Raw genomic sequence first — 24963 nt, forward strand, 5'->3', positions numbered from 1 at the left:
GCGGGCACGGGGTGTTTCGATGAATGGGGCACGGCGGCCGGCGGCGCTCAACCCGACCGGTAGTCGTCGAGCATCGGCGCGAACATCTCGTGCCACGCGCGCGGCTTCGCCTTGATCGTGCCGGCCAGGTACAGGAATTCGACGTAGTCCATCAGCTGGTTCGGCTGCACCGAGAAGCGCGTATCGGGCGCGGCGAGCATCCGCATCACGTCGTCGTGCGACACGCCGACGCCCGACGACGCCGCGTAGAGCGCCGCCGCCGCGCGCGGGTCCTGCACGATCAGGCGGTTCGCTTCGTCGAGCGCGCCGAGAAACGCGACGGCCAGCGCAGGCTCCGCATCGACGAGCCGCTTCGGCGCGAACACGACGTCGAGCGTCAGCGGGCCCAGCACGTCGACCGAGCTCACCACGCGATGGATGCCCGGCTGCTGCAACTCGAGCGTCGAGAACGGCGGCGACGTGAAATGCGCGGTCACGCCGTTCTCGCGGCGGATCAGCGCCTGCATCGCCTGCGGATGCGGCAGGTTCACGGTGATCGAATCGAGCTGCGCGAAATGCGTGGCGCCGAGCTGCCGGCTCGCGACCATCTGCAGCACGACCGCCGACAGCGACGTGCGGATGCCCGGCACCGCGATCCGGTCGGACGGCGTGAAGTCGCGCAGCGACACGAGGCCCGGACGGTTCGCGTTCAGCGACAGCGACGTGGTCGACAGCCCGCTGATGCCGATCACCTCGACGTTCGGAATGCCGCGCGCCCGCGCCCATAGTTCGATGAAACCCGGCGCGCCGGCGCCCGCGAAATCGAGCGTGCCGGCCATCATCGCGTCGTTGACGGAATTGCCGCCGTCGAGCAGCACCCATTCGACCGCGACGTCGCGCACGCCGTGGCGCGCCGCATGCCGTTCGAACAGCCGCTGCTTCTCCATGACGAGCAGCGGCAGGTACAGCACGCCATAGCCTTTCGAGATCCGCACCGTGCGCGGCTTCGCGCGCACCAGCGCCGGCGCGGCGAGCATGCCGAGCCCGGCGGCGATCAGTGCGCGGCGGCGCGGCGACGTCGTCATGCGCGTGCTGCCGTGCGGCGGACGACCGACGGCCCCGCGCAGGCCGGCGTGACGCCGCGGCGCGCGTTCGTCGTGCCCGTGACATGCTGCATGTTGCCGTCTCCTTGAATATTTCTGGTATTAATGCCGCCTTGCGTACTGCTTCCGGCTCGACACAGGTTATCGACCGAGTCTGAGAAAATGCTGACATCCCGGCCCCGGGGAAACCCCTAATCCACCTACCTGCGAACGGCACCATGCGCATTCTCGTCGTGGAGGACGATGCCGAAATCGGCGCGGCGATCCGCAGCCGTCTGGCCCGGCTCGGCCACGCCGTCGATCTCGAAACCGACGGCGCGACCGCGAACGGGCTGCTGCGCGTCGAGCGCTTCGATCTCGTCGTGCTCGATGCGAACCTGCCCGGCATGGACGGCTTCACCGTCCTGCGCAATCTGCGCGCGTCGGGCAGCACGACGCCCGTGCTGCTCGTCACCGCCCGCTCGGCGATCGATGACCGCGTGAGCGGCCTCGGCCTCGGCGCGGACGACTACCTCGTGAAGCCGTTCGACTATCGCGAACTCGACGCGCGCGTGCAAGCGCTCCTGCGCCGCAACAGCGGCCACGCGAACGACGTGCTGACGCTCGGCGGCCTCGTGATCGACCGCAGCAGCCGCCTCGCGGAACTCGACGGCCAGCCGCTGTCGCTGTCGCGCCAGGAATTCGCGCTGCTCGAAATCCTCGCGAGCCGACCGCAGCGCATCTTCTCGAAGGAAGAACTGCTGAACCAGTTGTTCAGCTTCGGCAACGAGCCGACCGCGAACGCGGTCGAGCAATACGTGACGCGCGTGCGCCGGAAGCTGCAGGGCAGCTCGGTCGAGATCCGCACCGCACGCGGGATGGGGTATCAGATTGCGGCGCATTGACTGGTTCCCGAAGACGCTGTTCGGGCGCACGCTGTTGTTCATCGCGCTCGTCGTCGCGACCGGCGCGCTCGCGCTCGCGGCGATCGCGCGCTACTACGCGGGCGTCGCGGCCGAACGCGCATACGACCAGTTGCTGGCGGGCGCATCGATCCAGGTCGCGGAAAACCTCTACGTGCAAGGCGGCGTGCTCGCGCTGAATCCGCCGGTCGCCGCGCTGTCGACGCTGTCGCGCTACGACCTCGTCTACTACAAGGTGGTCGATTCGCGCGGCGTCGTCGTGGCCGGCTACAACGATCTCGCGAGCCCCGCGACGCTCGCCGCCGCGAAGCAGGGCCCCGCGTTCGCGAATGCCGTCTATCAGGGGCACCGGGTCCGCACCGCGACGATCGCGCGCTACATGCCCGAGGAAAGCACGCCGGGCTGGGCGCTCGTGACGGTTGCGCAGACAACCAACGCGCGCCAGCAGCTGACGAACGACATGAGCATCAAGGTGTGGACGCTGATCCTGCTGATGAGCGTGCTCGCGATCGGCGCAAGCGGCCTCGCGATCCGGCGCGGCCTGCGCCCGCTCGCGCAGATCGGCACGATCATCGCCGCGCGCGACCCGGCCGACCTGCGGCCGGTGGCCGTCGATACGCCGAGCGAGATCGACGCGATCATCGGGTCGATCAACGGGCTGATGCGGCGGCTCGCCGAGCGGATCAACGCGATGCAGCGCTTCATCGCCGACGCCGCACACCAGATGCGCACGCCGCTCGCGCGGCTCGACGCGCAGATCGAGCTGCTCGACGGCGAATCCGATCCCGCGCGTCATGCGGCGCGGCTCGATGCGCTGCGCGCGACCTGTTCGGACGTCGGCCGGCTCACCGGCCAGTTGCTCAATCATGCGATGGTGATTCATCGCACCGAGGCCGTGCCGCTGCAACCCGTCGAACTCGTCGCGCTCGCGAAAGATGTCCTGGGCCGTACGATTCCGCTCGCCGGCGAGCGCGACGTCGCCGTTGCGTTCGCGAGCGACGCGCCGCTCGCATGGATCGACGGCGATGCGATCAGCCTGCAGGAAGCGCTGTCGAACGTGCTGCACAACGCGCTGCTGCACGGCCATGCGGACGACATCGTCGTGTCGGTCGCGACCATCGGCAACGCGGATCGAGCGGTGACGCTGACCATCACCGACAACGGGCACGGGATGCCGCGCGAGCACTGGGACGCGGCGTTGCAGCCGTTCGTGCGCATCGCGCCGGACGGCAGCGAGCGGCGCACGGGGTCGGGACTCGGGCTCGCGATCGTGCAGGAAGTGATGAAGGCGCACGGCGGGCGCGTCGGGTTCGCGTTTCCCGATGCGGGCGGGTTCGCGGTGGTGTTGACGTTTCCGCGGGCGGCAGGCACCACCGCGGAAAACGCGCCATGGACCGTCAGCACCTGAGCGCACGGCGTAATGCAGTTCCCTGCCCGCGTCACGCCTTGTGCGTCGACAACAAAATGCTCGTCTCGGTATTCGCGATCCCGTCGATCAACCGGATCGCGCCGAGCACGCGATCGAAGTGCTCGAGCGAATCGGCATGCAGCTCGGCGACGAGATCCCAGCGCCCGTTCGTGCTGTGGATCGACGCGACGTTCGGATGCCCGCGCAGCACCTTCACCACTTCCGCGCCGCGATTGCCCTGCACCGCGATCGACATCAGCGCGCGGATCCGGTGCCGCTCGGCCGCCGGCTTGAGCCGCACCGTATAGCCGACGATCACGCCGTTTTTCTCGAGCCGCGTGAGCCGGTTCTGCACGGTCGCGCGCGCCACGCGCAATTCCTTCGCCAAGGCGACGACAGGCAGTCGCGCGTTGTCGCGCAGCAGCGCGATGAGCTGACGGTCGACGTCGTCGAGCGTGATCATGAACGGCCTTCCTGTTGAGCGTGAACCGGCCGCGAGCGTGCCGGAGGTGGCCCGTTCCGACTAGCGCAAATTGATCAAACTGCCGGAATGGGCTGGCAATTTGCCAAGTCTACCGATGAATCTGCCACTTTTGCCGTCTTTTTGTTGGCCCGACTCCCGGAAATAATGTTTCCATCGACCGGCCGACGTGCCGCGCCGCCGCTTTTTCAGGAAGCCCGGATTCGCGCCGACGCCCCGCCCGGTCGACCAGAACGCCCGGACACCCGTACCGGCACCGAATATGGAGACAGACCGATGACTCGCTTCCTCGACGTTCCCGCCACCGCCCGCCTGATCGCCCAAACAGGCGTCACGACGTTCCTGCGCGAACTCGTCGACACGCTGCGCGCCGATTACCTGCAGTGGGCCGATTTCGACAAGTCGCCGCGCGTCGCATGCCACTCGCGCGACGGCGTGATCGAACTGATGCCCGTCGCGAACGCGTCGTTGTTCGCGTTCAAATACGTGAACGGCCACCCCGTCAATGCGGCGCGCGGCATGCACACGGTGATGGCGTTCGGCGCGCTCGCCGAAGTCGATACCGGCTACCCGCTGCTACTCGCCGAGCTCACGCTCACCACCGCGCTGCGCACGGCCGCGACGTCGGTGCTCGCCGCGCAGGCACTCGCACGGCCCGATTCGCGCACGATGGCGCTGATCGGCAACGGCGCGCAAAGCGAATTCCAGGCGATCGCGTTCCACTCGCTGCTCGGCATCGACGAAATCCGCGTGTTCGACGTCGATCCGCACGCGACCGACAAGCTCGTGCAAAATCTCGCCGCGTACCCGACGTTGCGCGTCGTGCGCGCGGCATCAACCGCCGACGCCGTGCGCGGCGCCGACATCGTGACGAGCGTCACCGCCGACAAGGCGTACGCGACGATCGTCACGGCCGACATGATCGAGCCCGGCATGCATCTGAACGCCGTCGGCGGCGATTGCCCGGGCAAGACCGAACTCGAGGCGGGCGTGCTGAACGCGGGCCGCGTCTTCGTCGAATTCGAGCCGCAGTCGCGCATCGAGGGCGAGATCCAGCAGATGCCGGCCGACTTCCCCGTCGTCGAGTTGTGGCGCGTGCTGCAGGGCGAGACGACTGGCCGCGAACGCGCGGACGAGGTCACGGTGTTCGACTCGGTCGGCTTCGCACTCGAGGATTACTCGGCGCTGCGCTACCTGTACGCACTCGCGCAGCAGCACAACGCGGGCGTCGAGATCGCCCTGATTCCGGCGGCCGTCGATCCGAAGAACCTGTTCGCGCTGATCGACGACCCGGCCGCGGTCGCGCACGGCCACGCGGCGTTCGTGACCGAAGCCGTCGCCGCGTTCGCGCGCTGACCGTCATGCGCGGGCGGCCCATGCGCCGCCCGTTTTCCTGCCCTTCGCTCCACCCTTCATGAATCTCGTATCGATCCAGGCGCCGTCCGCCGTCGTGATGATCCGGCCGCACCGCTTCCTGCCGAACCCGCAGACCGCCGCCGACAACGCGTTCCAGCGCACGGCCGGCAGCGGCGCAGGCGACACGCCGGCGGTGTCGGCCGCCGCGCGCGACGAAGTCACGGCCGCCGCGCGAACGCTCGCCGATGCGGGCGTGCGCGTGCACGTGTTCGACGACCACGGCGAGCGCGACACGCCCGATTCGGTGTTCCCGAACAACTGGTTCTCGACGCACCCGGGCGGCCATATCGCGCTGTATCCGATGCACAGCCCGAACCGCCGCCGCGAGCGGCGTGCGGACGTGATCGAGATGCTGAAGGCCGAGTACCGCGTGCAGGACGTGATCGACTACTCGGGCCTCGAATACGACGACGTGTTCCTGGAAGGCACCGGCGCGATGGTGCTCGACCACGTCGCACGGATCGCGTATACCGCGCGCTCGCGCCGTGCCGATCCGGTCGCGCTCGAACGCTTCTGCACCAACTTCAACTTCGAGCCGATCTGCTTCGACACGGCCGATGCGAACGGAAAGCCGATCTATCACACGAACGTGATGATGAGCGTCGGCACCGAATTCGCGATGGTCGGCCTCGACCTGATCGCCGATAGCCGCCGCCGCGGCGAGATCGCGCAACGCCTGACCGAAACGGGACGCGCCGTGATCGCGCTCGATCCATCGCAAATCGCGAATTTCGCGGGCAATACGCTGGAATTGTCGGGAAAGGATGGCCGCGTGCTCGCGCTGTCGCGGCGCGCGTTCGACTGTCTCACGCACGACCAGCGCACCGTGATCGAGCGCTCCGTGCGTCTGCTGCCGCTCGACGTGCCGACGATCGAGCTGGCCGGCGGGTCGGTGCGCTGCATGCTCGCGGGGATTCATCTCGCGCGGCGGGTAACCGTGCCGGACGCGATCGCCGTGGCATCGGCCGCGTCGCCACGCGAGACGGCGCCGCAGCGCTGACCGGCAGGGTTGCAAAGCGCAAACGGCTGCCGATGCGATGCGCCGGCAGCCGTTCTCGTATTCGAAGGGTGTTGAATCGACAACGTCGAGGAATGCTCCGGGATCCGAACGATACCGGAGCACACCGCGCCGCTCATCCGCCCAGCAGCTTCAATCCCGCCGGCAGCGTTTCGCCGAACACGCGCACCGTATCGGCTTCGTCGAACGCGATCGCTTCACGGACCATGTCGATCCACGCCGCCGATGCATTCGCGCCCGACAGGCGCTTGATGACTGCTTCGCGCGTGTCGTCCGGCAGGTCGCGTGAGCGGTCGCCCGTCATCCGCGCAATCTGTGCTGCCGCGAACGCAGCGGGCTCGACCTGCTTCCAGTCGAGCGCGAACAGCGCATCGAGCCAGCCGTTGACGATTTCCGCCGGCACGACGCTGTGCGCGCTGCCGTAGAACGGCCGACGCGCGCCGATCCGCCCGAGCGCCCACGCACACAACGCGCGTTCGGCCGGCTTCTGCAATTGCACGATCAGGCGCTCGGCCAGTTCGACCTTGCGCTCGACGGGCAGCCGTTCGAGCGATGCCGACAGCCGTATCATGTCGGCCGGCCCGACCTTGGCCGGATCGAACGGCAGCTTGCGTCGCTTGTCGTCGGACGGTTCGAGGAACGCGATCGCGTCGCGCACCTGCGTCTGCGCAGCGTCGTCGAGGCCGCCGGCCACGCGCCGCCACAGCGTCCACCACTCGGACCACACCTGGGCGTCGGTCACGTATTGAATGCCGTCGTCGAACAGCGGCCACAGCTGCTCGATACGCCACGCATCGAGCGGATGGCCGAAACCCGGACGCAGGCAATACCCGGCAAGGTTCAACCACGCGCGCTCGTGATCGGCCGAGCGACGCCGCCGCCGCGCCCGTGCGAGCAACGCGTCGAACAGTTCGCGTGCGAGCGCGACGTCCCAGTCTTCGCGGGCGCCGAGTACCTGTTCGAGTTGCGCGCGCAACCGGCGCGTGTCCTTCGGCGTTACGCCCGCGGCCTTGCTGCCGAACGAGCGCTCGATAAGCTCGATCGCCTGGTCGAGACGCGGATGCCGCGCGGGCACGGCATCGTCGCCGTGAACCGGCGCATCGCCGCGCAACTGGAATTCGAGCCGCCAGCGGCGCGCCGCGTCGTCGGTCGCGATGCAATGCATTTCGAGCGTGCCGACCTCGGTCAGCGACGCGGTGAGCTTCACCGGCGTTTCGCGTGCGTCGCCGGCCGCCTTCGCATCGACGACCGTCGCGATCGGCGGCAACCGCACGAAATCGCCGGCGTCGAGATCGACGAGATCGCCGGGTCGATACTTCGTCTCGGCCACCGTCGACACGAGGTGGAAACGCACCGGCTGCCCGAGTTGCAGCGCGAACGTGCGATCGTCGAGCCGGATCTCGCGGCCCTCTTCCGCGCCGCGCGGCAACAGACAGACGCCGCGCGCGGCGGAATCGTCCGCGCCGTCGTCGAGCACGAGGAAATAGCTGCGCGCGGAGCCGCCGCCGATGCGCGGCGCATGCCCGGCACGCGCGAGCCCGTAGGCCACCGCGCCGCGCGCGACGGCCACGTCGGGATGCGCGTTGTGCAGCACGTTGAGCGGTGCGCCACGCCACGCACCGAGCGTCTGAGCGAGACGGCCGGCAAGCGCGCCCGCGCGGAACACGCCGCCGTTGAGCAGCAGCGTGTCCGGCAGCGGACCTTCCGCATGACGCTTCAGGAACGCGGCGACGTGGCGCGTGACGGCCGCATCGCTCGCATACGGCAAGCCGAATTCGACGATCGCCGCGCGCGCCCGGCGCGGCAGTTCGCCGGCATCGACCTGCGGAAAGAATCCGTCGACGACGATCTGCTCGACTTCCTGCCGTGTCAGCTCGGCCGAGCGCGCGCCGCCGACGAGCTTGCTGCCCGCGCCGAGCAGCGTGACGGTCACGGATGCCGGCGCGTCGTCGCCGAGGAGCCGCTCTTTCGCCGCGCGGCAGCGCTCGACGAGTTGCGACAGGCTCGCGGCCGACAGCCGCGTACCGGGCTCGGTCAGCCGCGTCTCGACCAGGCGCGCGAGCGCAAGGTCCATGTTGTCGCCGCCGAGCATCAGATGGTTGCCGACGCCGACGCGCGTGAAGGTCGGCTCTCCGCCGTCGCCCGGCGCGACGTCGACGAGCGTGAGGTCGGTCGTGCCGCCGCCGACGTCGCAAATCAGCACGCGCCGCGCCGCGGCGAACGTCTCGCGCAACGTGTCGCGCTGGCCGTACAGCCAGTCGTAGAACGCGGCCTGCGGCTCTTCCAGCAATCGCAGCGCCGGCAGCTTCGCGCGTCGCGCGGCCTCGACGGTCAACGCGCGCGCGCCGTCGTCGAACGACGCGGGCACCGTCAGGATCACGTCCTGCTTCGCGAGCGGCGCATCGGGAAAGTGCGCGTCCCACGCGTCGCGCACATGCGCGAGATAGCTCGCGCTCGCATCGACCGGCGACACCTTGTCGACGCCGTCGGCCGCGCCCCACGGCAGGATCGCCGCGAGCCGGTCGACCGACGCGTGCGACAGCCAGCTCTTCGCGCTCGTCACGAGCCGGCCCGGCACCTGCGCGCCGAGCGTGCGTGCGTAGCGGCCGATCACGGCCGGCGGCGCGTCGCCCGCGCCGCTGTCACGACCGGCTGACCCGCCGTCGCGACCGCCGCCTGAAGGGGCGCCCGCGGCACGCGTGCCAGCCGTCTGCCACGGCAAGCGCAACGCGTCCGGCGGCAGCTCCCCCGCCGCCGGGTGATAGCGCACCGACGGCAACAGCGGCTGCGCGGCCACCGCACCGGGGCCGACCAGTTGCTCGACGTCGAACACGCGGATCGCGTCGGAACCGGCCTCGACGTATGCGACGACCGTGTTGCTCGTGCCGAGGTCGATGCCGACCGTATAACGCTTCATCGCGCTCAGGCGGCGCCGCGCACGTCGAACTCGACCTTCCAGCGCTCGTTCGTGCCGCTCGGGATCGCCTCGAGTTCGAGCGTGCCGGCTTCGGTCACGCGCGCATGCAGCTTCACCGGCACGACTTCGCCGACCGTACGCCCTTCGGCGGGCAGCGTCGCCTGGATTTCCTCCAGTTCCTGCAGCTCTTCCGGCGACCAGTAGTCGAGCAGCGTGCCGACCTGATCCTGACGGCGCACCGACGAACCGAAGAAGCGGAACTGCACCGGTTCGCCGACGACGAGGCCGAACTCCTGCGGCGGCAGCGCCGCGTCCGAACCTTCCTCCATCCCGAACGGCGCGACGCACAGCGCCTGCACCGGCGGCTCGAGCCCCGGCACCGCGGGCATGGCCGATTCGATCGCGACGTAGTACGCGCGCGCCGTGCCGCCGCGAATGCGCACGCCACGGCCGCGCTTCACGTAGCCGTAATACGCCGCGCCGCGCGCGACCGCGAGATCGAGATCGGCGCCTTCGAGCAGGCGCGCGGGCGGCGCGCCTTCGGCGGCGAGCCAGCCGTTGAGCGTGTCGAGCACGCGCTGCGTGAGCAGCGTGGACTTGAACACGCCGCCGTTGAACAGCACGGCGGTCGGATGCAGGAACGTCGCGCCCTGCGGCAGCGTGCGCTGCACGCCTTCGAGCGTGTCGAGCGCCGCGACCTGACGACCGAGGAACGCCGCGAGATGGCGCGTGATGCCGGCGTCCTGCGCATACGGCAGGCCGAGCTGCGTCAGGCCGACGCGCGCGCGGCTCACCGGGCGAGCGGCGGCATCGACTTGCGGGAAGAGGCCTTCGAGGATCGTCTGCGTGAGTTCCGCGCGCGTCAGCTCAGTGCGGATCGAGCCGCCGATGAGCTTCGAGCCGCGGCTCGGCACGACGAGCGGCACCGCGTCGGTCGTCGGGTCGGACAGCAGCGTTTCCTTGGCCGACCGGCACGCGTAGGTCAGCGCGCGCAGTTGCCACGGATCGGCCTGCGTGCCCTGCTGCGCGAGCTTGCGTGCGACCACGTGCGCGAGCGCGAGGTCCATGTTGTCGCCGCCGAGCAGGATGTGCTCGCCGACGGCCACGCGATGCAGTTCGAGATTGCCGTCGCGCTCGACCACCGCGATCAGCGACAGGTCGGTCGTGCCGCCGCCGACGTCGACGCACAGGATCAGGTCGCCGACCTGCACCTGCTTGCGCCAGCCGCCCTGGCTCTTCTGGATCCAGCTGTACAGCGCGGCCTGCGGCTCTTCCAGCAGCGTCATCCGCGAGTAGCCGGCGGCACGCGCGGCTTCCGCCGTCAGCTCGCGCGCGGCCGGGTCGAACGACGCGGGGATCGTGACCGTCACGTCCTGGTCGGCGAACGGCGCGTCGGGATGCGCGTGGTCCCACGCCTCGCGCAGGTGCGTGAGATAACGGATCGAGCTTTCCAGCGGCGACACGCGCGCCACTTCCGGCGGGGCATCGCTCGGCAGGATCGCCGCACGACGGTCGACGCCCGGGTGGCACAGCCAGCTCTTCGCGCTCGACACGAGGCGGATCGGCGTGCCGGCGCCGCGCGTGCGCGCCATTTCGCCGACCGCGAAGCCGCGCGAATCCGTCCACGGCAGCGTCAGGTCGCCCTGCGTCAGTTCGCTTTCATGCGGCAAGTAGAGGAACGACGGCAGCAGGTCGCGCGATTCCAGCGCGCCGGGCGCGGTGAGCTGCGCGATCGGCAGCACCTGCTGCACGATCTTTTCGCCATCGCTCGTGCTGCTGTCGACGTACGACAGCGCGCAATGGGTCGTCCCGAGGTCGATACCGATCGAATAACGCGGATCGCTCACAGTTCCACCTCCGCCGGTGCGATCACCGATGCGTCGTGGCTGCCCGTCAGCTTCGGCAGACGCACGTCGGACACGCGCCAGCCGCGATGGCTGACGGTGCCGGTGAACGGCGCGGAGCCGACCACGTTGCCCGTCACACGCACGGCCGTCGCGTCGAAACCGGCCGGCAGCGTCACGCGGCTGCCTTCGGCTTCGTCGCGCACCGGCACGATCGTGAAGTGTTCGCGCAGCGCGGCGCGGCAGCCGTCGTGCACGAGGCGCGCGGCCGCGCCGATGTCGGCGTCCGCGTAGCCGGCGATGTCTTCCTCGACGAAATCGATGAAGCGCGCATCGCGTTGCAGCAGGCCGAGCAGTTGCAGCGCGGCCTGCGGGCTCGCTTCGCGCAGCTCGGGCGCCGGCGCCTTCACCGGCGCGGGTGCGACCGGCGCGGCAGCCGGCGCCGGGGTCGGCGCGACCGGAGCCGGGGCGCCGTCGCGCACGCGCAGCACGTCGGCGGCGAACTCGCGGTTGCCGAGCACGGAGAAGAACGTGCCGACGGCCAGCGACAGCCGGCCGAAGAAGGACAGGTTGGATTCGGGCATGGGGTCTGGACTCCTGTGGGCTCGCGGCACGGCGAGCGATCTTGCCTGGGCGCCCGGCGAGCAGCGTGCGGAATACGCACTGCCGCCGCCCGGCGCGTGATTCGAACGCGCCCTCGCGGGTGCGGAAAACCCGTATTTTGCCCTGTGACGGGCGAACCGGTCAGAAGTTGGGGGACGGAACACGGCGGCGCGGTGGTTTCGGCCGCGCCGGATCATGCCGGATCGCACGTCAGGCGTGATCGATCGCGATGCTGCGCCGCGTCAGCGCGTGTAACCCCGCAGAGCAGCCTTCGCTTCGAAATCGCGCGACAGCATGCCGAGCGTGACTTCGCCGAAGCGCGCCAGCAACGACGCTTCGGCATCCTTAAGCGTCGCCGACAAATGCGCGTTGACCGCCTGCTCGACCAGGCATTCGGGCTCGTCCTCGGGCACGAGATCGGAAAACAGCGGTGGCTCGCCCACCGCGCGATAGACGTCAAGCAGCGTGATGTCGTCCAGCGCGACGCTCAGCACCCAGCCGCCGCCGTGCCCTTTCTCCGACTGCACGTAGCCGCAGTCGCGCAACCCGCCGAGCAGGCGCCGCACGACGACCGGGTTCGTGCACAGCATCGTCGCGATCGTCTCCGACGTCAGCGGGCCGTCGGCCTGGTCCATATGGATCAGCGCATGCAGCATGCGCGACAAACGGCTGTCGGTTCTCACAAGCGGCCCCCCCTTTCTCGAAACTTCTAAAGTTGCATGAATGATACCATCGCCCTATCATGCAACTTCTCGTGTTCCATGAGTTGGCCGCCAGCGGAGCATGGGGTCATTCACGCAGGATCAGAAAGGAGTTGATGCATGCATTCCCCTCATGAAGTGATCGTGATCGGCGGCAGCTTTGCCGGGTTGTCGGCCGCGATGCAACTGGCGCGGGCACGCCGCCGCGTGCTCGTGGTCGACGCCGGCCGGCCGCGCAACCGCTTTGCCGAACACGCGCATGGCTTCTTCGGGCAGGACGGCAAGCCGCCTGCGCAGATCGTCGCCGAGGCGAGCGCGCAGCTCGCCGCGTATCCGACCGTGCAGCGTATCGACGGCGAGGCTCGCACCGCCGAACGCGACGCGGACGGGCGCTTGCACGTGACGCTGGCCGACGGCAGCCGCGCGAGCGCCGACCGGCTGATCCTCGCGACCGGCATCCGCGACGAACTGCCGGCGCTGCCGGGGCTCGCCGAACGCTGGGGCATCAGCGTGCTGCACTGCCCGTACTGCCACGGGTACGAGGTCAGCGGCCGGCGGCTCGGCGTGCTCGCCACGCATCCGCTGTCGGTCCATCAGGCGATCCTGATTCCGGACTGGGGCCCGACGACGTGGTTCACGCAGGGCGTGGTCGACGCGAACGAGGAAGAAGCCGCATTGCTCGCTGCGCGCGGCGTGCGCATCGAGCGCTCGCCGGTCGTCGAGATCCTCGGCGAGGCGCCGCGTATCGACGCGCTGCGGCTCGCCGACGGGCAGGTCGTGCCGATCGACGCGTTGTTCATCGGCGCGCGCACCGACATGGCGAGCGACCTCGCGCAGCAGCTCGGCTGCGCGTTCGACGAAGGGCCGCTCGGCACCGCGATTCGCGTCGATACGTGGAAGCAGACCAGCGTCGCCGGCGTGTATGCGGCCGGCGACGCGTCGAGCCTGATGACCAATGCGACGTTTGCATCGGCATCGGGCGTGGCGGCCGGCGTGGGCGTACACCGGTCGCTGATTTTCGGGCTGGACGCGTAAGTGGGTGGCAGCCGGGCGTCACGATCGATTCGGAACACTCGACGTAGCGGGCGACGTTCCGGCGATCCTCGTCGCCGACGCCCCGCGCCACGTCGATGGCTTCGCCGCGCGATGTGCGGTTTAATGTTCGACATCATCCGCATTAAGAGCCATGAAATGCTCGACCTCGACGACCTCCGACTCGTCCGCGCGATCGGCACGTCGCGATCCCTTGCCGCCGCCGCCCGGCTGCTCGACCTCACGCCGCCCGCGGTCACGATTCGCCTGCAGCGAATGGAGGCACGCCTGGACGCAAGGCTCGCCGTGCGACAGCCGAAAGGCATCGCGCTGACCGACGAAGGGCAGCGGCTGTACCAGGAGGCCGTCGGCATTCTCGAGCGCGTGGAGGCGCTGCCGGTCAGCATCGCGGGCGATCACGGCGACGTGCAGGGCACGCTGCGCGTCGTCGCCCCGCTCGGCTTCGGCCGCAAGTATGTCGCCCGGATCGTGCGCGACCTGCAGCGTGCGCACCCGAAACTCGACATCTCGCTCCACCTGTCGGAAAGCCCATTGACCAGCGCGGCGGGGGCCGACGTGGTCGTCCATGTCGGCAGCCTCAAGTCGTCGTCGTGGATCGGCTATCCGCTCGCGCCCAACGAGCGCTTCCTGTGTGCGAGCCCCGCTTACGCGCGCCGCATCAAGGACCTTAACCATCCGTCCGACCTGACGCGCTACGATTGCCTGTGCCTGCGCGAGAACGACGAAGACATCCCGCGCTGGCGCTTCTCGCCCGGTAGCGGCGTCAAGGGCGAATCGCGACGGGCTGCCGTCATCCGCGTCACCGGCGCGCTGTCGTCCAACGACGGCACCGTCATCACCGAATGGGCGCTGGCCGGGCTCGGCATCGTCGAACGCTCCGAGTGGGACGTCGCGCCGCTGCTCGCGAACGGCAAGCTCGTCCGGCTGCTGCCCGGCTGGAGCCTGCCGCCCGCGCCGGTGACGGCGCTGTTGCCGTCGCGTACCGGCCGCTCCGCGCGGCAGCGCGTTTTTCTCGACGCCGCGCGACAGTTTCTCGATCCGCCGCCGTGGCGCGGCAAAGCGTGAGCCGGGGCGCAATCCGGGAGATTTGGCACATTAAATTGGGCTTAATGGCATATTAGTCCTGCATTAAACATGATGCGGGGCAACCGCCCTACAGTGTCCGCATCGGCAACCCCGCAATCGGACGCATCGTGGACCTTCACACCCTCAACACCCCGGCCGCATTGATCGATGTCGGCCGCATGCAGCGCAACATCGCGCGCATGCAGACGCATCTGGACGCACTCGGCGTCCGGTTCCGGCCGCACGTCAAGACCACCAAATGCCGGCACGTCGTCGACGCGCAGATCGCGGCGGGCGCGCAGGGCATCACGGTGTCGACGCTCAAGGAAGCCGAGCAGTTCTTCGCGGACGGCATCCGCGACATCGTCTACGCGGTCGGCATGGTGCCCGCCAGGCTCGGCCAGGCGCTGGCGCTGCGCCGGCAAGGCTGCGACCTGAAGATCGTCGCCGACAGCCTGCCGGCGGCGCACGCAATCGCCGCCTTCGGGCGCGAGCACGGCGAACGTTTCGACGTGTGGATCGAGATCGACGTCGACGGCCACCGCTCGGGCGTCCCGCCCGAGTCCGACCTGCTGATCGACGTCGGCCGCGCGCTGACCGACGGCGGCATGCTGCTCCGCGGCGTGCTGGCTCACGCGGGCTCCAGCTACGAATACGACACGCACGAAGCGCTGGTCGCGATCGCCGAACAGGAGCGCAGCCGCACCGTTCGGGCCGCGGAGCGCCTGAGGGCGGCCGGGTTGCCGTGCCCGGTCGTGAGTATCGGATCGACGCCCACCGCGCTGGCGGCGCAACGGCTCGACGGCGTGACCGAAGTGCGCGCCGGCGTGTACGTGATGTTCGACCTCGTGATGCACAACATCGGCGTGTGCGAACTGTCCGACATCGCGCTGACGGTGCTGACCACCGTCATCGGTCACCAGGAAGAAAAAGGCTGGGCGATCGTCGACGCGGGCTGGATGGCGATGAGCCGCGACCGCGGCACGCAGCGCCAGGCACGCGATTTCGGCTACGGGCAGATCTGCACCGAAGCCGGCGAAGTGCTCGGCGACTACGTGATGAGCGCCGCCAACCAGGAACACGGGATCGTGTCGCGCTCGGGCGCGCCGGATACGGGTATCGCGCAGCGGTTTCCGATCGGCACGCGCCTGCGCATCCTGCCGAATCACGCGTGCGCCACCGGCGCGCAACATCCCGACTATCAGGCCGTTGGCGACGACGGCGACACGCAGACGTGGCCGCGCTTCTACGGCTGGTGAGCGAAGCCGGCGTCCATGCCGTGTCATCCGTGAATTGACAATTCATCCAATTCTGGACAAACTTTAAACATTCTCGATTCGTCTCGTGCCCAACAGGCACCCCGACCATGCCGACCGACGCCCGCCTCCTTCTCCTCGACCGCGATGCCGTCGAGCCCGCCCTGCAGGCCGCGCAAGTGATGGCGGCCGTTCGCGAAGCCTTCGTGCTGCACAGTGAAAGGGCCGGACGCGTATTCCCGGTGGTGCGCGAGAAACTGCATACCGGCGGCGTGTTCGGCATCAAGTCGGGCGACGTCGCCGGTCAGGATCTGCTCGGCTTCAAGGCCGCCGGGTTCTGGCCGGGCAACCGGGCACGCGGCGGCGAGCCGCATCAGGCCACCGTCGCACTGTTCGACCCGGCGACGGGCAGGCCGCTGTGCATCATGGACGGCAACGCGATCACCACCGCGCGGACCGGCGCCGCGGGCGGCCTCGGGCTGCAATTGCTCGCGCGCCGCGACAGCACGCGGATATGCGTGTTCGGCACGGGCGTGCAGGCGCGCGCGCAGCTCGACTACGCGCTCAGCCTGCTGCCGCGGCGGTGCACGGTGCAGTACGTGAACGTCGACGGCGAGCCGGACCCGGCGTTCGAATCGCGCTTCGTCGAACGGTGCGAGATCGGCGCGGCGCGCGACCGGAACGATGCGGTCGCCCATAGCGACGTGGTGATCACGGCCACGCCCGGCGGCGGCGCGTTGTTCGACGCGGATGCGGTTCAGCCGGGCACCCACCTGACCTGCGTGGGCGCCGATACCGCGGGCAAGCGCGAACTTCCGGCAGGCGTGCTGGAACGCGCGCGCATCGTCGTGGACGATCACGACCAGGCGCGCAGCATCGGCGAGTGCCAGTGGGCGCCCGATTTGCCGCGTACGGAAATCGGTGACATCCTCGCGGGTGCGACATCGGTCGACCGTGCCGCGCACGAAATCACCGTCTTCGACATGACCGGGCTCGCGCTTCAGGACCTGACCGTCGCGCGCTTCCTGTATCGGCACGCCCTCGACAACGGCACCGGAACCTCCGTTCCGTGGCCCTGGTAAAACGACTTTCCGCTTTCGACCGCCATGCGTCTCGCCAATGTCTCCGCCCTCTCGTTCGACCTCGACGACACCCTGTGGCCGTTCGGGCCGTCCGTCGTCCGGGCCGAGGCGGCGCTTCGCGCATGGCTGATCGAGCACGCGCCCAATACCGCGAGCGTGCTGTCGACGCAACAGGCACTCGGTGCGCTACGTGAGGAATACGAACGTTCCTGCCCGGATCTCGCCGGCGACTATCGCGCGATGAGAATCGGGTCGATCCGGCTCGCGCTGGAACGCGCGAACGAAGACGTCTCGCTGACCGACCGTGCTTACGACGTCTTCTATGCGACGCGCAACCGCGTCGAATTCTACGAAGACGCGCTGCCGGCGCTGGCGTGGTTGAGCGCCCGCTTTCCGTTGATCGCGGTCACCAACGGCAACGCGGATCTCCGGCTGACCGGCGGCGGCGAATTCTTCCGCACGACGCTCAGCGCGCGTGCATTCGGCTTCGCAAAGCCGGAACCCGAGATCTTCCATGCGGCGGCGGACGCACTCGACGTACGTCCGGCCGAATTGCTGCATGTCGGCGACGACTTCCACCTCGATATCGTCGGCGCGTTGAATGCGGGGCTTCAGGCCGCGTGGGTCGTGCGCGAGCCGCGGGCGGAAGGAGAACAGGCTCCGCCGCATCCGGCGACGCCGCATCTTACGTTGCGCGACCTGGCGATGCTGTGCCGTGCGCTCGGCGGACCCGATACGGTGTCCTGATCATGGGCGAACGAGGCGGGTCATGCCGATGCGGCGCATGACCCATCACCCGTTTCACGCCGCCTTCCTCGTCTCCGCGATCCGCTGCGGCGCCTTCGGTCGCGCATACAGCCGTTCGAGATACGCGCGCAATTGCGGGAACGGTTCGATCAAGTGGCATTCGCTCGCCCAGTCGATCAGGTAGGCCGTCACGCAATCGGCCACCGTCAGCGCATCGCCGACGATGAACTCGCGCCCTTCGAGATGCTTGTCGAGAATCACGGCCATCGTGGCGAAATCCTCGCGCGCCAGTTCGATATCGGCCGGCGAGCGCTTCTCCGGCGGATAGAGGAACGTATGCCGCGTGATCCGCCACAGCGGCTGCTCGAGCTCCGTCACCGCGAACATGACCCACCGATAGGCCTCCGCCCGCAGCGCCGGATCGACGGGCAGCAGCGCCTTCTCCGGATACTTGTCCGCGAGATACAGCACGATCGCGGCGGATTCGGGAATCACGAGGTCGCCGTCCACCAGCACGGGCACCTTGCCGGCCGGATTGAGGCGCAGGAATTCGGGCCGCTTGTGCTCGCCCTCGAGCAGGTTGACCGACACGAATTCGAAATCCGCATCCAGCTCCTTCAGCCCCCACAGCGCCCGTTGCGAGCGGGTGCCGGCAAATCCGTAAAGCTTCATCGCCAATCTCCATCCAGAATGTCGGAAAGATGTCTGCGGCCGGGCCGCCGCGCGTCGAACGAAGCGACGTGCCGTGCCCGGCATCGCGCGTCGCTCATGCGCCGGGAATCGCCAGCACCGGCATCACGTCGATCGACACGCCCGGGAACAGCGTGAAATGCGGATGACCTTCGAACAGCGCGGCGGCCGCGTCGTGCGACGCCGCCCGCACGACGGTAAAGCCGCTCAGTGCATTGGCCGTGTCGTGGATGCCGCCTGCGTCGATGGTCTTGGTCTTGCCGAGCGGCCCGCCCAGCTCGACGATCGCGTCGCGATGGCGCTCGACCCACGCATGCCAGGCGGCAATGCCGTCGCGCTCGCGCGTGCGCCGCTCTTCCTCCGCCAGCGCGAGCCAGGCCTTCATCGCGGGGCTATCCTTGGTCCCGAGAAATACGGCGAGATACAACTGTTGTTGCGCACTCATGCCTTCTCCTCCGATGACGGACACGGCGGGTTGCCGCGCCTCGACCTTGACAAGATAGGTTGATATCAACACAATTGCAACATGGCACGAAAAGAAAAGCTTCCCTTCGAAACGACGCTGATGGTTCGCGATTGCTGCCTGTGCCTGCACATGCAGCGCGCGGCGCGCAATCTGGCGCGCATCTTCGACGATGTGCTGCGCCCGCTGGATCTCACCAACGGCCAGTTTTCGCTGCTGATGTCGTTGAACCGGCCGCAACCGGCCCCGATGAAATCGGTCGCGTCGCTGCTCGCGATGGACCGCACCACGCTCACCGCGGCGCTCAAGCCGCTCGAGCGGCGCGGCCTCGTCACGATCGCGCAGGATCCGGACGACCGGCGCAGCCGCCTGCTCGAGCTGACCCCGGCCGGACACGACCTGCTGGCCGAAGCGTTCCCGCTGTGGCGGCACGCGCATGCCGAGATCGAGCGGCCGTTCGCGCCGGGCGAAGTCGATCAGTTGCGCGGTCAGTTGCGCACGCTGTCGATCGATCCGGGTTCGCGCGACTGAGCCGGCGCACGGATCGCGCCGCGGCGGTCGCGCGCACTTCCTGCCACGCGCTGTCAGCAGACATGGCCGGCCCCCGTCGCACCGCCCGATTCGGTGGCAATATCGCTCGGCACGACAACCGATCCGGTATCCACAAGGAGACGAACATGGGCAACAACGAGAAAGGCGCGACTTTCCGGTCGCTTCACCGTGCGGGCCAGCCGCTGGCGCTGTTCAACGTGTGGGACGCCGGCAGTGCGCGCGCGGTGGCCGACGCCGGCGCCGTCGCGCTGGCGACCGGCAGCTGGTCGGTCGCGGCTGCCAACGGTTTCGCCGACGGCGAGCAGATGCCGCGCGCACTGATGATGGAGGTGCTGGAGCGGATCGTGCGCGCGACGGACTTGCCCGTCACCGTCGATCTCGAAAGCGGCTACGGCGAGCGGCCGGAGGATGTCGCCGAGACGATCGCGATGAGCATCCGGGCCGGCGCGATCGGCTGCAATCTCGAAGACAGCGTTCCGTCGACGGGCGAACTGCGCGACGTCGACGCCGCGTCGGCCCGTCTCGCGGCGGCCCGGCAGGCGGCCGATCGCGCGGGCGCCGACTACTTCATCAACGCGCGCACCGACGTGTTTTTCCTCGCGGCAGCCGATACGCACGACGAACGCTTGCTCGACGCGACGCTGGCACGCGCCCGCGCTTATGCGGCGGCCGGCGCCGATGGCTTGTTCGTGCCGGGCCTGCGCTCGCCGGCGCTCATTCGCGCACTGACGGCCGCGTCGCCGCTGCCGGTGAACGTGATGCGCGTCGCGGAAACGCCGACGCTCGCCGACCTCGCGGAATACGGCGTGGCGCGCATCAGCCACGGGCCGTATCCGTACCTGCAGGCGATGAAGACGCTGGCGGCGCTGGTCAAGCAGGGCGTCTGACGGATTCACGGGCGGGGCGGCGGGCGTCCACCGCCGCCCCGTCAAACGATTACATCGCATGTAATTGGCGCGCGACCCGCCCGCTTCTACGCTTCGGGTGTCGCGCCGCCCTTCCGGCAGCGCCCATCGCCCGGAGACATCATGTCCGCCTATCCGCTTCATACGATCGATTCCGCGCCGGCCGAATCGAAGCCCGTCCTCCAGCAACTCCGGCAAGCCTTCGGCGTGGTCCCGAACATCGCGGCGGCAATGGCCGCGTCGCCGGTGCTGATCAACGGCTTCATCGGCCTGTTCGAGCGCGTGCACGCGAGCAGTCTCACCGAGCCGCAGATCCAGATACTCCTGCTCACCAACGCGGTCACGAACGCGAGCGAGTGGCCGGTCGCGTTCCATACGGCGCTCGCGCTGAAACACGGCGTGCCGACGGCCGACGTCGACGCGATCCGGCGCGGCGAACTGCCCGCCGACGCGACACTGGCCGCGCTGTCGGCCGCGGCGCGCGCGCTGATCGACACCCGCGGCCGCCTCGCCGATACCGACCGCCGATCGTTCTTCGATGCCGGCTTTACCGCCGAGCAGTTGCTGGAAGTCATCGCCGTGGTGGCCGCGTCGACGATCACGAACTACGTCGGCAGCGTCGCGCAGCCGGCGCTCGAAGCGCCGTTCGACGCTTTCGCGTGGCATGCACACGCCGCGTGAGTTCGATATAGTCGTTCGCGTCGATCACGGAACGACCAGGGAACGCCGATGAACACTCGCCGCCGCGTCTCGAACCCACCGCCGCACGAACTGGGCCGGTTGCTGCGCGACTGGCGCGACGTGCGCGGCGTGAGCCAGCTCGACCTGTCGCTCGACGCGGGGATCTCGCAGCGTCAGATCAGCTTCATCGAAAGCGGGCGCAGCGTGCCGGGCCGCGACACGCTGCTGACGCTCGCGCAGTCGCTCGACGTGCCGCTGCGCGAGCGCAACGCGCTGCTGCTCGCGGCCGGCTATGCGCCGATGTATTCGGAAGCGCCGTGGGATGCGCAGGAGATGCACGGCGTGATCCGCGCGCTCGAACGGGTCGTGCGCCAGCACGAGCCGTTTCCGGCGATCGTGATGGACCGTCACTGGAACGTGCTGATGACCAACGATGCGGCGCCGCGCTTTTTCGGGTGCTTCATCGACATGCCGGCGCGCGACGGGCCGCGCAACCTGCTGCGTCTGATGTTCGATCCGCACGGCATGCGGCCGTTCGTGGCCGACTGGAGCACCGTGTCGCGCAGCCTGCTGCAACGCGTGCACCGCGAATCGGTGGGCCGCGTGATCGACGACGGCACGTGGCGCCTGCTCGACGACCTGCTCGCCTGCCCCGATACGCCGCGCGACTGGAACACGCCGCCGGCGCCGGCCGCCTCGCCCTCGCTGCCGGTCGTCCCGATCGGCTTCATCCACGAAGGCGTCGTGCTGCGTTACTTCTCGCTGGTCACGACGATCGGCACGCCGCAAGGCGCGGCCGCGCAGGAATTACGCATGGAATGCATGTTTCCCGTCGACGATGCGACCGACGCGCGCCACCGGCAGTTGCTCGACGCACACGCGCCGGCGCGCTGACGGTGCTCAGGATTCCTTGACGAAATCGATGAACGCGCGCAGCGCCGGCGGCACGAGACGCCGCCCGGGATAGTACAAAAACGGGCCCGAGAACGGCCGCCACCACGGTTCGAGCACAGGTTCGAGCGCGCCGCTGTCGAAATGCGGGCGCAGCCAGTCTTCGAACAGATACACGATGCCCGTACCGGCGATCGCCGCATCGACCATCAGCTCCGTCGCCCCGCCGATCTGCACCAGCAGCGGGCCGGCGGCCGGCTCGACCCGCACGACCTCGCCGTCGTGCTCGAACTCCCACGGCGGCATCGCGCCGCTGGCGAAGCGCCCGCGCAGGCACCGATGGTCGAGCAGGTCGCGCGGATGCCGCGGCCGGCCGTGCCGGTCGAGATAGCCGGGCGCCGCCGCGGTCGCGAATCGCTGGATGCGCGGGCCGATCGGCACCGCGATCATGTCCTGTTCGAGCCGTTCGTCGTAGCGGATACCCGCATCGCATCCGACCGCCAGCACGTCGACGAAATTTTCGTCGGCGATCACTTCCAGCCGGATATCCGGATACGCGTCGAGAAAGCGCGGCACGATCGCAGGCAACACGAGCCGCGATGCGCTGACCGGCACGTTGAGCTTCAGCGTGCCGGCCGGTCGGTCCCGAAATTCGTCGATACCGTCGAGCGCCGCCGCCACCTCGGTCAGTGCGGGCCCGAGGCGCGCGAGCAGGCGCTCGCCGGCTTCGGTGGGCACGACGCTGCGCGTCGTGCGGTGCAGCAGCCGCACGCCGAGCCGCGCTTCCAGCCGGCGCACGGCCTCGCTCAGCCCCGACGCGCTGAGGCCCGTCATGCGTGCGGCGTCGCGGAATCCGCTGGCGCGTGCCACGGCCATGAACGCGTTCAGATCGCCCAGATCGGTTTGCATTGTTCGCCTTTTCGTACAACCCGTGCGGATTATGCCCGCTTATCGCGCAGACGACTCATCCCTATGCTGAACGCATTCATCCCCTCGACAGGAGCACGGTCATGCCCGATATTCCCTACCCCGCCACCTTCAGGCTCGGAGATCGCCACGTCAAACGGATCGGCTACGGCGCGATGCAGCTTGCGGGCCCCGGCGTATTCGGCCCGCCGAAGGATCGCGACGCGGCATTGAACGTCTTGCGCGAAGCCGTCGAATTGGGCGTCGACCATCTCGATACCAGCGACTTCTACGGCCCGCACGTCACGAACCGGCTGATTCGCGACGCGTTGCATCCGTATCGCGACGATCTCGTGATCGTCACCAAGATCGGCGCGCGACGCGGCGACGATGCGTCGTGGCTGCCCGCATTGACGCCCGGCGAGCTCGAACAGGCCGTACACGACAACCTGCGCAACCTCGGGCTCGACGTGCTCGACATCGTCAACCTGCGCATCATGTTCGATACGCACGGGCCGGCCGAAGGATCGATCGAAGCGCCGCTGGCCGCGCTCGCGGAGCTGCAGCGGCGCGGGCTCGTACGGCACATCGGCCTGAGCAACGTCACACCCGCGCAGGTCGCACAGGGCCGGCGAATCTGCGACATCGTCTGCGTGCAGAACCACTACAACATCGCGCATCGCGGCGATGATGCCCTGATCGACACGCTTGCTCGCGACGGCATCGCCTACGTGCCGTACTTTCCGCTCGGCGGCTTCTCGCCGCTGCAGTCGTCGACGCTGTCCGGCGTCGCCGCCCGTACCGGCGCGACGCCGATGCAGGTCGCGCTGGCATGGCTGCTGCGCCGCGCGCCGAATCTCCTGCTGATTCCCGGCACGTCGTCGGTCGCGCATCTGCGCGAGAATCTCGCGGCAGCCGACGTCGATCTGCCGGCCGACGCGCTCGCGGAACTCGACCGCATCGCGGGCACCGACGCCGCCTGACGCGCGGACGATCGCCCGGCCCCGGCAGCCCGTGCAGCGCGGGCCGCCGGGCGGGTCAGGTCGCGGCCACGCCAACCCGCTTCGGCACGCCGGTCACGATCGTCGCGACCGCTACCGCCAGCACGATCGCCGCGCCGACGAACACGCCTGCCGCGCCGTTCGCGTCGAATACGACGCCGCCGACGGCCGCACCCGTCGCGATCGCGAGCTGGATCGCCGCGACGATCAGCCCGCCCGCGCTCTCGGCCTCGTCGGGCACGGTGCGCGTGACCCACGTCGACCACGCGACCGGCACGCCGCCGAACGCCATCCCCCACAACGCGACGAGCACCGCGTCGATCATCGGCGCGCGGCCGAGCACGACGAGCGCGATGCCGAGCACGACCATCAGCGCGGGCATGGCAATCAGCATCGGCCGCAGCCGGTGTTCGAGCACGCGGCCCGCGAGCGACGTGCCGACGAAGTTCGCGATGCCGTAGCCGAGCAGGATCGCCGACAGCCCGTTCACGCCGACGCCCGCCACCTGTTCGAGGAACGGCCGCAGATACGTGAAGAACGCGAAATGCCCGGTGAACACGAGGATCGTCGCGAACATTCCGAGGCCGACGGTCGGCCGGCGCAGCACGTCGATCAGCGTGCGCAGCCGCGTCGTGCCGCTCGGCGGCATCGACGGCAGCGTGACCATCTGCGACACGAACGCGATGCCGCCGAGCACGGCCGCGATCAGGAACACGTTGCGCCAGCCGATCAGGTGGCCGAAGTAGCTGCCCATCGGCGCGGACGCGATGGTCGCGACCGCCACGCCGCTGAAGATGATCGACAGCGCGCGCGGCACCATCGCCGTCGGCACGAGCCGCATCGCGGTGGCCGTCGCCATCGTCCAGAAACCGCCGAGCGCGATGCCGAGCACGACGCGGCCGAACAGCAGCACGCCCAAGTTCGGCGCGAACGCCACCGCGAGGTTCGATGCGACGAGCAGCACCGAGAACACGAGCAGCACGCGCCGCCGGTCGATCGTGCGCGTGAGCGCCGAGATCAGCAGGCTCGTGACGAGCGCGACCGTGGCGGTGGCCGTGACGGCCTGTCCGGCCACGCCTTCGGTCACACCGAGGCTTTCGGCCATCGGCGTCAGCAGGCTCGCCGGCAGGAATTCGGCCGTGACGAGCCCGAACACGCCGAGCGCCATCGCGAATACCGCGCCCCAGGCCGGTTCGCGGGTGGCCGCCGTCGAGGCGGCCGAGGAGATTCCGGGATTCATGCGTGGTTCCGTGTCGGTTAGGGAAAATACTGATAAGGGCGTATCGTAAGGAACAGCGA

At 69.1% G+C, this 24963-nt stretch carries 24 protein-coding genes; 14 read left to right on the forward strand and 10 right to left on the reverse strand.

All coding sequences use genetic code 11. The features are described from left to right. Window positions 1–47: 47 nt before the first annotated feature. On the reverse strand, window positions 48–1064 hold the full coding sequence (locus tag HWX09_RS23985; RefSeq protein WP_027782308.1) for an ABC transporter substrate-binding protein: 1017 nt from the start codon (window positions 1062–1064) through the stop codon (window positions 48–50). A 236-nt stretch (window positions 1065–1300) separates the two neighbouring features. Here HWX09_RS23985 and HWX09_RS23990 point away from each other — a divergent pair, with 236 nt between their 5' ends. After that, window positions 1301–1966, forward strand: coding sequence for a response regulator transcription factor (locus tag HWX09_RS23990; RefSeq protein WP_027782307.1), 666 nt, complete (start codon window positions 1301–1303; stop codon window positions 1964–1966). Beyond that, window positions 1953–3392 (forward strand): sensor histidine kinase, encoded by a 1440-nt coding sequence (locus HWX09_RS23995; protein WP_027782306.1) that lies wholly within the window; start codon window positions 1953–1955, stop codon window positions 3390–3392. The genes HWX09_RS23990 and HWX09_RS23995 overlap by 14 nt, the downstream gene beginning before the upstream one ends. Before the next feature lie 31 nt (window positions 3393–3423). Here the strand turns inward: HWX09_RS23995 and HWX09_RS24000 are convergent, their stop codons facing one another. After that, window positions 3424–3855 carry an Lrp/AsnC family transcriptional regulator gene (locus HWX09_RS24000; RefSeq protein ID WP_006479718.1) on the reverse strand — a complete coding sequence of 144 codons (432 nt, stop codon included), beginning with the start codon at window positions 3853–3855 and terminating at the stop codon, window positions 3424–3426. A 294-nt stretch (window positions 3856–4149) separates the two neighbouring features. On the opposite strand from HWX09_RS24000, the gene HWX09_RS24005 reads away from it, so the two are divergent. Further along, window positions 4150–5229 carry an ornithine cyclodeaminase gene (locus HWX09_RS24005; protein ID WP_027782305.1) on the forward strand — a complete coding sequence of 360 codons (1080 nt, stop codon included), beginning with the start codon at window positions 4150–4152 and terminating at the stop codon, window positions 5227–5229. Window positions 5230–5287: 58 nt separating this feature from the next. Continuing rightward, window positions 5288–6289 (forward strand): arginine deiminase-related protein, encoded by a 1002-nt coding sequence (locus tag HWX09_RS24010; protein WP_051421339.1) that lies wholly within the window; start codon window positions 5288–5290, stop codon window positions 6287–6289. Window positions 6290–6422: 133 nt separating this feature from the next. Here HWX09_RS24010 and HWX09_RS24015 read toward each other — a convergent pair whose 3' ends face one another. The 4 genes from HWX09_RS24015 to HWX09_RS24030 all read right to left on the reverse strand — a co-directional run bounded on the left by HWX09_RS24015 (window position 6423) and on the right by HWX09_RS24030 (window position 12354). Next, complete coding sequence (locus HWX09_RS24015) at window positions 6423–9224, reverse strand: Hsp70 family protein (protein ID WP_027782304.1); 2802 nt, start codon at window positions 9222–9224, stop codon at window positions 6423–6425. A gap of 5 nt (window positions 9225–9229) precedes the next feature. Continuing rightward, window positions 9230–11071, reverse strand: a complete 1842-nt coding sequence (locus HWX09_RS24020; RefSeq protein WP_027782303.1) for an Hsp70 family protein — start codon at window positions 11069–11071, stop codon at window positions 9230–9232. Then, complete coding sequence (locus HWX09_RS24025) at window positions 11068–11652, reverse strand: DUF2760 domain-containing protein (RefSeq protein ID WP_027782302.1); 585 nt, start codon at window positions 11650–11652, stop codon at window positions 11068–11070. The genes HWX09_RS24020 and HWX09_RS24025 overlap by 4 nt, the downstream gene beginning before the upstream one ends. 261 nt (window positions 11653–11913) lie before the next feature. Further along, entirely contained in the window at window positions 11914–12354 is a 441-nt protein-coding gene (locus HWX09_RS24030; protein WP_027782301.1) for an Rrf2 family transcriptional regulator, read from the reverse strand. Window positions 12355–12492: 138 nt separating this feature from the next. Between HWX09_RS24030 and HWX09_RS24035 the strand changes: the two genes are divergently transcribed. The 5 genes from HWX09_RS24035 (at window position 12493) to HWX09_RS24055 (ending at window position 17575) form a co-directional block, all read left to right on the forward strand. Further along, window positions 12493–13407 carry an NAD(P)/FAD-dependent oxidoreductase gene (locus HWX09_RS24035; protein WP_027782300.1) on the forward strand — a complete coding sequence of 305 codons (915 nt, stop codon included), beginning with the start codon at window positions 12493–12495 and terminating at the stop codon, window positions 13405–13407. Window positions 13408–13530: 123 nt separating this feature from the next. Further along, on the forward strand, window positions 13531–14490 hold the full coding sequence (locus HWX09_RS24040; RefSeq protein ID WP_027782299.1) for a LysR substrate-binding domain-containing protein: 960 nt from the start codon (window positions 13531–13533) through the stop codon (window positions 14488–14490). Between the two features lie 128 nt (window positions 14491–14618). Then, window positions 14619–15749 (forward strand): DSD1 family PLP-dependent enzyme, encoded by a 1131-nt coding sequence (locus HWX09_RS24045; protein ID WP_027782298.1) that lies wholly within the window; start codon window positions 14619–14621, stop codon window positions 15747–15749. Between the two features lie 107 nt (window positions 15750–15856). After that, window positions 15857–16828 carry an ornithine cyclodeaminase family protein gene (locus HWX09_RS24050; RefSeq protein ID WP_027782297.1) on the forward strand — a complete coding sequence of 324 codons (972 nt, stop codon included), beginning with the start codon at window positions 15857–15859 and terminating at the stop codon, window positions 16826–16828. A gap of 24 nt (window positions 16829–16852) precedes the next feature. Next, a complete protein-coding gene (locus HWX09_RS24055; protein WP_027782296.1) occupies window positions 16853–17575 on the forward strand; it encodes an HAD-IA family hydrolase in 723 nt (240 codons plus the stop codon). Window positions 17576–17629: 54 nt separating this feature from the next. Here the strand turns inward: HWX09_RS24055 and HWX09_RS24060 are convergent, their stop codons facing one another. Next, window positions 17630–18247 (reverse strand): glutathione S-transferase family protein, encoded by a 618-nt coding sequence (locus tag HWX09_RS24060; RefSeq protein WP_027782295.1) that lies wholly within the window; start codon window positions 18245–18247, stop codon window positions 17630–17632. Window positions 18248–18341: 94 nt separating this feature from the next. Further along, complete coding sequence (locus HWX09_RS24065; RefSeq protein WP_027782294.1) at window positions 18342–18710, reverse strand: YciI family protein; 369 nt, start codon at window positions 18708–18710, stop codon at window positions 18342–18344. A gap of 81 nt (window positions 18711–18791) precedes the next feature. Between HWX09_RS24065 and HWX09_RS24070 the strand changes: the two genes are divergently transcribed. From HWX09_RS24070 to HWX09_RS24085, 4 genes are all read left to right on the forward strand, one after another. Continuing rightward, window positions 18792–19259, forward strand: a complete 468-nt coding sequence (locus tag HWX09_RS24070) for a MarR family transcriptional regulator (RefSeq protein WP_027782293.1) — start codon at window positions 18792–18794, stop codon at window positions 19257–19259. Between the two features lie 146 nt (window positions 19260–19405). Further along, window positions 19406–20167: an isocitrate lyase/phosphoenolpyruvate mutase family protein gene (locus HWX09_RS24075; RefSeq protein ID WP_027782292.1), complete on the forward strand. Its 762-nt coding sequence runs from the start codon at window positions 19406–19408 to the stop codon at window positions 20165–20167. Window positions 20168–20308: 141 nt separating this feature from the next. Continuing rightward, entirely contained in the window at window positions 20309–20866 is a 558-nt protein-coding gene (locus HWX09_RS24080) for a carboxymuconolactone decarboxylase (protein ID WP_027782291.1), read from the forward strand. Window positions 20867–20914: 48 nt separating this feature from the next. Next, entirely contained in the window at window positions 20915–21760 is an 846-nt protein-coding gene (locus HWX09_RS24085; RefSeq protein ID WP_027782290.1) for a helix-turn-helix transcriptional regulator, read from the forward strand. A gap of 6 nt (window positions 21761–21766) precedes the next feature. Here HWX09_RS24085 and HWX09_RS24090 read toward each other — a convergent pair whose 3' ends face one another. Continuing rightward, entirely contained in the window at window positions 21767–22666 is a 900-nt protein-coding gene (locus tag HWX09_RS24090) for a LysR family transcriptional regulator (protein WP_027782289.1), read from the reverse strand. Window positions 22667–22767: 101 nt separating this feature from the next. On the opposite strand from HWX09_RS24090, the gene HWX09_RS24095 reads away from it, so the two are divergent. Further along, window positions 22768–23646 carry an aldo/keto reductase family oxidoreductase gene (locus HWX09_RS24095; RefSeq protein ID WP_027782288.1) on the forward strand — a complete coding sequence of 293 codons (879 nt, stop codon included), beginning with the start codon at window positions 22768–22770 and terminating at the stop codon, window positions 23644–23646. A gap of 55 nt (window positions 23647–23701) precedes the next feature. Here the strand turns inward: HWX09_RS24095 and HWX09_RS24100 are convergent, their stop codons facing one another. Then, window positions 23702–24904 (reverse strand): MFS transporter, encoded by a 1203-nt coding sequence (locus tag HWX09_RS24100; protein WP_027782287.1) that lies wholly within the window; start codon window positions 24902–24904, stop codon window positions 23702–23704. Between the last annotated feature and the right edge of the window lie 59 nt (window positions 24905–24963).

The sequence above is a fragment of the Burkholderia sp. BCC1208 genome (genome assembly GCF_902833095.1).
GTDB lineage: Bacteria > Pseudomonadota > Gammaproteobacteria > Burkholderiales > Burkholderiaceae > Burkholderia.